General features: G+C 70.2%; 6 protein-coding genes. 3 read left to right on the forward strand and 3 right to left on the reverse strand.

The window, feature by feature from the left end:
- Positions 1-110: 110 nt before the first annotated feature.
- From ACZ52J_RS18450 to ACZ52J_RS18460, 3 genes are read right to left on the reverse strand one after another with little or no spacing between them, the layout of a single operon-like run.
- Positions 111-866 carry an amino acid ABC transporter ATP-binding protein gene (locus ACZ52J_RS18450; protein ID WP_465619997.1) on the reverse strand — a complete coding sequence of 252 codons (756 nt, stop codon included), beginning with the start codon at positions 864-866 and terminating at the stop codon, positions 111-113.
- On the reverse strand, positions 863-1,774 hold the full coding sequence (locus ACZ52J_RS18455; protein ID WP_465620019.1) for an amino acid ABC transporter permease: 912 nt from the start codon (positions 1,772-1,774) through the stop codon (positions 863-865). Before ACZ52J_RS18455 ends, ACZ52J_RS18450 begins: the two co-directional genes overlap by 4 nt.
- A 44-nt stretch (positions 1,775-1,818) precedes the next feature.
- Positions 1,819-2,697 carry an ABC transporter substrate-binding protein gene (locus ACZ52J_RS18460; protein ID WP_465619999.1) on the reverse strand — a complete coding sequence of 293 codons (879 nt, stop codon included), beginning with the start codon at positions 2,695-2,697 and terminating at the stop codon, positions 1,819-1,821.
- Positions 2,698-3,304: 607 nt separating this feature from the next.
- On the opposite strand from ACZ52J_RS18460, the gene ACZ52J_RS18465 reads away from it, so the two are divergent.
- From ACZ52J_RS18465 to ACZ52J_RS18475, 3 genes are read left to right on the forward strand one after another with little or no spacing between them, the layout of a single operon-like run.
- Positions 3,305-4,705 carry a DUF6421 family protein gene (locus tag ACZ52J_RS18465; protein ID WP_465620001.1) on the forward strand — a complete coding sequence of 467 codons (1,401 nt, stop codon included), beginning with the start codon at positions 3,305-3,307 and terminating at the stop codon, positions 4,703-4,705.
- Entirely contained in the window at positions 4,702-5,460 is a 759-nt protein-coding gene (locus ACZ52J_RS18470) for an SDR family NAD(P)-dependent oxidoreductase (RefSeq protein WP_465620003.1), read from the forward strand. Before ACZ52J_RS18465 ends, ACZ52J_RS18470 begins: the two co-directional genes overlap by 4 nt.
- Positions 5,457-6,533 (forward strand): threonine aldolase family protein, encoded by a 1,077-nt coding sequence (locus ACZ52J_RS18475; RefSeq protein WP_465620021.1) that lies wholly within the window; start codon positions 5,457-5,459, stop codon positions 6,531-6,533. Before ACZ52J_RS18470 ends, ACZ52J_RS18475 begins: the two co-directional genes overlap by 4 nt.
- The last annotated feature ends 300 nt before the right edge of the window (positions 6,534-6,833 follow it).

The following is a 6,833-nucleotide window of genomic DNA, read 5'->3' on the forward strand; positions in this document are numbered from 1 at the left end:
CCCACGATCACCGCTGCCGACCGGGCGCGGACAGGGCGCGTACGGGGGCGCACAGTGGTGCCCGTCGTGGTGAATGCCCTGGCCGCACACCGGTCGCCCGCCGCCCGGGCTCAGCCCTGGAGCCGCCCCGAGGCGACCACCCGGCTGAGGAACTGCCGGGTCCGCTCCTCCCGCGGATCGCCGAAGACCTGCTCCGGCGGCCCCTGTTCGAGTACCACCCCGTCGTCCAGGAAGCAGACCCGGTCGGCGACCTCGCGCGCGAATCCCATCTCGTGCGTGGAGAGGACCATCGTCATCCCCTGTTCCTTGAGGTCCCGCACCACCGAGAGCACCTCCCCGACCAGTACCGGGTCCAGCGCCGCGGTGATCTCGTCCAGGAGTAGCAGCCGGGGTCCGGTGGCCAGCGCCCGCACGATGGCGACGCGCTGCTGCTGCCCGCCGGAGAGCCGGTCCGGGTACTCTTGCGCCTTGGCTGCCAGCCCGAGCCGGTCGAGCAGCTCGAGCGCCCGCGCCTCCGCCTCGGCCCGCGCGACCCCGTGCACCCGGCGCGGCGCGAGGGTGATGTTCTCCAGCACGGTCATGTGCGGGAACAGGTTGTACGACTGGAACACCACCCCGATCCGGCGCCGGACGGCGTCCTCGTCCGCGCGCGGATCGGTGATCTCCTCGCCGTCCAGGAAGATCGCGCCGTCGTCGATGCCCTCCAGCAGGTTGACGCACCGCATCAGCGTGGACTTCCCGGAGCCGGAGGCCCCGATCAGCGCCGTCACCGAGTGCTCGGGCACGGCGAGGTCCACGTCGCGCAGCACCACCTGGGTGCCGAAGGTCTTGCGCACCGATTCCAGCCGGAGCACTTCCGCCGTCACACCGCACCTCCCTGGAGCTGCCGACGGTTCATCCGCGCGGTCAGCCAGTCGGCGAACCGGGTCAGCGGAATGGTCAGCACGATGAACACCAGCCCCGCGAGCAGGTACGGCGTGAAGTTGAAGGACCGGGACGCGATGATCTTCGCCGCGTACACCGCGTCGATCGCACCGCCGATCGAGACCAGCCCGGTGTCCTTCTGAAGGCTCACCAGGTTGTTGAGCAGTGGCGGAACCACCCGGCGGACCGCCTGCGGCAGCACGACGTACCGCATGGCCTGCGCGTTGGTCAGCCCCAGTGACCGCGCTGCGGCCCGCTGGCTCGGGTGCACCGACTCGATGCCGGAGCGGAACACCTCCGACACGTACGCCGAGTACGTCAGGACCAGCGCCGCCCCGCCCAGCAGGAGCGGATCGGTGGTCACCCCGGTCAGCCGCAGCGCCGGCACCCCGGTGATCATCACCAGCAGGCAGATGATCATCGGCAGCCCGAGGAAGAAGTCCACGTACGCGGTGGCCAGCAGCCGCACGGGCAGGAACACCGGCCCGCGCAGCGTCCGCAGTACCGCGAGCAACAGGCCGAACACCAGGATCAGCACCCCGCAGCCGAGCATCAGCTCAAGGTTCACCCGCAGCCCCTTCAGTACCTCGGGCAGCGCCTGTCGGGCGTATCCGAGGTTGAAGAAGGTTCGCCGAGTCACTTCCCAGCCGGGGGAGTTGACGATCAGCAGGTAGAGCGCGGCCGCCGTCACCAGGGTCGACGAGGCGGCGATCAGCGCCGAGCGGCGGGCCCGGGCGCGCCGGTACGCCTCGTGCGCGAGGCGCCGCTCGGACGGGCGGTAGCCGTCGTCCCCTTCTTCCACGCGCTTCGCGAGTGCCGCGGCTCCGGTTGCCGTCGCGTCCCCGCCCACGCCGGGGCTCGTCTCCCCGCCCACGCTGGGGCTCGTGTCTGCGCTCACTTCAGCACCGGCGCCGAGACGGCGTCGGAGAGCCACTGCTTCTCCAGCTTCGCCAGCGTGCCGTCGGAGCGCAGCGCGTCCACCGCCTGCGACACGCAGCCGGTCAGCTTGGAGCCCTTGTCCAGCACCAGGCCGAACTGCTCGCCCTGTGAGGCCGTCTCGAACTGGCCCACCACCTGGGCCTCCGGCACCTCGGCACCGGTGATGTAGAAGGCGGTCGGCAGGTCCACCACCAGGGCCTCGATCTGCCCGTTCCTCAGCGCGGCCTTGGCCAGGTCGTTGGAGTCGAAGACGGCCGGCTGGCTGCTCGGCTTGATGACGCCGGTGATGGTGTCCAGGCTGGTGGTGCCGACCTGCGCGCCGAGCTTGGCGCCCTTGAGGTCGGCGATGCTCTTCGCACCCGCCGCCTTGGAGTTCTTCAGCGCGATGACGGCCTGGCGCACGTCGTAGTAGCCGGAGGAGAAGTCCACCGCCTGCTTGCGCTCGTCGCTGATCGACACCTGGTTGATGTCGAAGTCGAAGTCCTTGGCGCCCGGCGCGGTCGCCTTGCCGAACGGCGCGACCACCCAGCTGACCTTGTCCTTCGGGTAGCCCAGCTTCTCCGCCACCGCGTAGGCCACGGCCGACTCGAAGCCCTTGCCGTTCTCCGGCTTGTCCTCGGAGAACCAGGGGTCGTACGCGGGCTTGTCGGTGCCGACGGTCAGCGTCCCGGCCGTACGCGTCGCCAGCGCCCCCGGTGCGCAGCCCGCCGCCGTGCCGGCCGCGCCGGAGGCGGCGTCGGACGTCGAGTCCTGCGGGGCGCACGCGCTCAGCGTGGCCGCGGCGGCGACCAGCGCGGCGAGGGACAGTACGGCGGACGGCTTGCGGAGGGTCATGGCGGGGCTCCAGAGGAAGGACCGGGAGTGACAGGTCGGGAGTGACAGGTCGGGAGTGACCGTGTCGGTTGGGACGGGTCGGGAGTGACAGGTGGGTTGGGACAGAGGGGGCGCGGCGGGGCGGGCCGGGTCCCGGCGGGTCACTTCCCCCCGGTGGCGGCGCCGGAACACACACGGCATGGTCGGCGTACGGGCCCACGTCCGCGGTCCCCCCGGGCCGGATCGACAGCAGTCGGGTCGACAGCGGCCGGACAGCGGCCGGTGGCCGGATCAACAACAGCGGCGACAGCGACAGCAGAGACCGCGCGCGCGGCAGCGACAGCAGAAGCAGGCGTGCCGGCGGGAGGGCGCGCGGAACGGGCTGTCGTGGCCTACGGGCACCGTGATCACCGCCGGGAGCATGCCGGGAGGTTCGCATCAGACCTGCGCATCTGTCCAGAACATCCAGATCACCGTCCACATGCCGGACATCGGGCCTCTCGGCGCAGGTTTTCGGGCCTGAGGGGCGGCTCGCCGCAGCTTTGCCGGTCCGGACCCCCTTGAACGGGAGAACCTTTCGTACTTATGGTGTCCCCGTTGAAATAACTCCTGTCGAAGTGAGTCCACGATGCAGAATCTTTCGCCAAGGCTCGCTGCGGCGGCCGACGCCCCGGTCTCGACCTTCGCCGGCCACCCGGCCTGGCTGCGTCTGAAGGAGGCTGTCGAGGCGCTGCGCCCGCTGCAGTCCAAGGACGGCTCGATCGACCTGGCCGCCGTCCAGCGGCACACCGTCGACCCGCTGGTCGCCACCGTCCGTGCGGCCGTCGAGGAGCTCGCCCCGAACTTCCCGCACGACGCCGCGTACCTCGCCGCCATCGACGCGGACCTCGCCAAGTGGGCCGACACCGGCTACCGCGAGCCCGACTTCCTGGACTCGCTGCTCGCCTTCCAGCCCGCCGACCAGCGCGAGGACGGCCTGGAGCACCTGGTCGTCTTCCCGATGTACACCCAGAACGGCAACCCGAACCGCAACCTGGAAGCCGTCCTGCTGCGCGTCGTGTGGCCAGACTGGCTGGCCGAGCTGGAGCGCACCCGCTTCGACAACCCGATGTTCGTGCCGATCACCTTCACCGACTTCACGGCCGGCTACGACACCAACTCCGCCGTGCTCTTCCCCGAGACGGTCTCCGTGCGCAAGGCGCCGGAACGTTTCACCTGGGGCGGCATCTTCTGTGACCGCGAGGCCGCCCGCTTCCGCGCCGTCTCCACCAGCGCCGTCCAGCAGCTCGGCCTGGAGATCCCGGCCGACGCCGAGGGCCTGCTCCAGGACCAGCAGCGCGCGCAGGAGACCTTCGTCCTGTGGGACCTCGTCCACGACCGCACCCACAGCCACGGCGACCTGCCGTTCGACCCCTTCATGATCAAGCAGCGCAGCCCGTTCTGGATGTACGGCCTGGAAGAGCTCCGCTGCGACCTCACCACCTTCAAGGAGGCGGTGCAGCTCGAGGCCGAGGGCAACCCGCACGCCCGCGACGTCCAGTACGCGATCCTCTTCGACCGCATGTTCCGTTTCCCGGTCAGCGGCGACCGCGTGCGCAACTACGACGGCCTCGGCGGCCAGCTCCTCTTCGCCTACCTGCACAAGCACGACGCGCTGCGCTGGCGGGACAACCGCCTCACGATCGACTGGGAGCGCGCCCCGCAGGTCACCAACGGGCTCTGCGCGGAGATCGAGAAGCTGTACCGCGACGGCATCGACCGGCCCAAGCCGGCCCACTGGATCGCCGCCTACGAGCTGGTGTCCGAGTACCTCACCCCGCACCCCGCCTCCACCTGGGCGAAGGGCCCCGAGTCCCTCCCGCTCGACATCACCGACGGCAAGGCCCTCAACAAGGCCCTGTGCGACGCCGTGCTCCCGGACGAGTTCCCGCTGAGCATGTTCTACGAGGCCCTCAACAAGAAGCTGAGCGGCGTCATCGCCTCCACCACCGGCATCACCGGTAACGGCATCCAGGGAGCAGCAGCGTGACCACCTCTTCCAACGCCCCGCTGGCCGACAAGGTCATCGCCGTCGCCGGAGCCAGCGGCCCGGCCGGCCGCGCGGTGCTGCGCCGCCTCGCCGCCGACGGCGCCACCGTGATCGGTGCCGACATCGACGCCCAGCGCCTCGAGTCCGCCCTGGACGCCACCCGGGTGGCAGTGCGCGGAGCCAAGGTCAGCGGCCAGGTCATCGACCTGCTCGACCCGCAGGAGGTCCACGACTGGGCCGACCACCTGGAGTCCGAGCACGGCCACGTCGACGGCCTCTTCCACCTCGTCGGCGGCTGGCGCGGCAGCAAGACCTTCTTCGACAGCCGACTGGACGACTGGGACTTCCTGCACGACACCGTCGTGCGCACCCTCCAGCACACCTCGCTGGCCTTCCAGCCCGCGCTGGTCCGCAGCTCCGCCGGCCGCTACGCGATGATCTCCGCCTCGGCCGCGCACAAGCCCACCGCCGGTGGCGCCGCCTACGCGGCCGCCAAGGCCGCCACCGAGGCGTGGACCCTCGCCATGGCCGACTCCTTCAAGAAGGAGACCACCTCCCCGGACGGCGAGCCCACCGCAGCGGCTGCGATCCTGGTGATCAAGGCGTTGGTCAGCCCCGAAATGCGGGCCGAGAAGCCGGAGGCGAAGTTCGCCGGCTTCACCGACACCGCCGACCTCGCCGACCACCTGGCGGGCCTCTGGGACCGCCCCGCAGCAGAACTGAACGGACAGCACCTGTGGCTGACAGCCCGATGACCGACCTCACCCGTACGGACGCGGTACGGCGGCACGACCCCGCCGTCCGCGGCTTCGCCAGCGACAACTACGCCGGCGTGCACCCGGAGGTCCTCGCCGCGGTCGCCCTCGCCAACGGTGGCCACCAGGTCGCCTACGGAGAGGACGACTACACGGCCCACCTCCAGGACGTCTTCCGCCGCCACTTCGGCGAGAAGGCCGAGGCCTACCCCGTTTTCAACGGCACCGGCGCCAACGTGGTCGCCCTCCAGTCGCTGCTCCCGCGCTGGGGCGCGGTCGTCTGCGCCGAGAGCGCCCACATCCACGTGGACGAGGGCGGAGCCCCGGAGAAGATGGGCGGCATCAAGCTGCTCACCGTCCCCACTCCGGACGGCAAGCTCACCCCCGAGCTGCTCGACCAGCAGGCCTGGGGCTACGGCGACGAGCACCGCGCGCAGCCGCTCGCGGTCTCCATCACCCAGAGCACCGAGCTCGGCACCCTCTACACCGTCGACGAGATCCGCGCGATCACCGAGCACGCCCACCAGCTGGGCATGCTCGTCCATGTCGACGGCTCCCGCCTGGCCAACGCGGCCGCCTCGCTCGGCCAGCCGCTGCGCGCCTTCACGACCGACGTGGGCGTCGACGTGCTGTCCTTCGGCGGGACGAAGAACGGCCTGCTGTTCGGCGAGGTCGTGGTGGTGCTCAACCCCGAGCGGGTCCGCAACATCAAGTACCTCCGCAAGACCTCGATGCAGCTGGCCTCGAAGATGCGCTTCGCGTCGGTCCAGTTCGAGGCCCTGCTCTCCGGCGACCTCTACCTGCGCAACGCCGGCCACGCCAACGCGATGGCCAGCCGCCTGGAGGCTGCGGTCCGGAACATCGACGGCGTCGAGGTCGTGCGTCCGGTCCAGGCGAACGCGGTGTTCGCGATCCTCCCGCGCGAGGTGAGCGAGCGGCTGCAGAAGCGTTACCGCTTCTACTTCTGGAACGAGCACACCGGTGAGGTGCGCTGGATGTGTTCCTTCGACACCACGGAGGCTGACATCGACGCCTTCGCGGCGGCCATCGCCGAGGAGATGGGCCGCGCCTGACGGTGCTCGAACAACGAATCGCCCCTGCCCGGGACCCCGGGCAGGGGCGATTTGCATGTGGCGGGCCCGTCCCCGTACAGTTCCGGAGTCGCCGCGGGAGACCGGGGCGGCAAAGCGGAAAGCGAATCCGATGAATGAAACTCCGGAAAACGGAGCGGAAAACATCTGATAAGCTTGAAACACGAAAGAACGAAGCCCGGAGGGCCCGCTGGAAGGCGGTCCGAAGGAAGCGTCCGTTCCTTGAGAACTCAACAGCGTGCCAAAAGTCAACGCCAGATATGTTGACATCCCCGGCCTCAG

The organism is Kitasatospora sp. NPDC034035 (assembly GCF_055575755.1).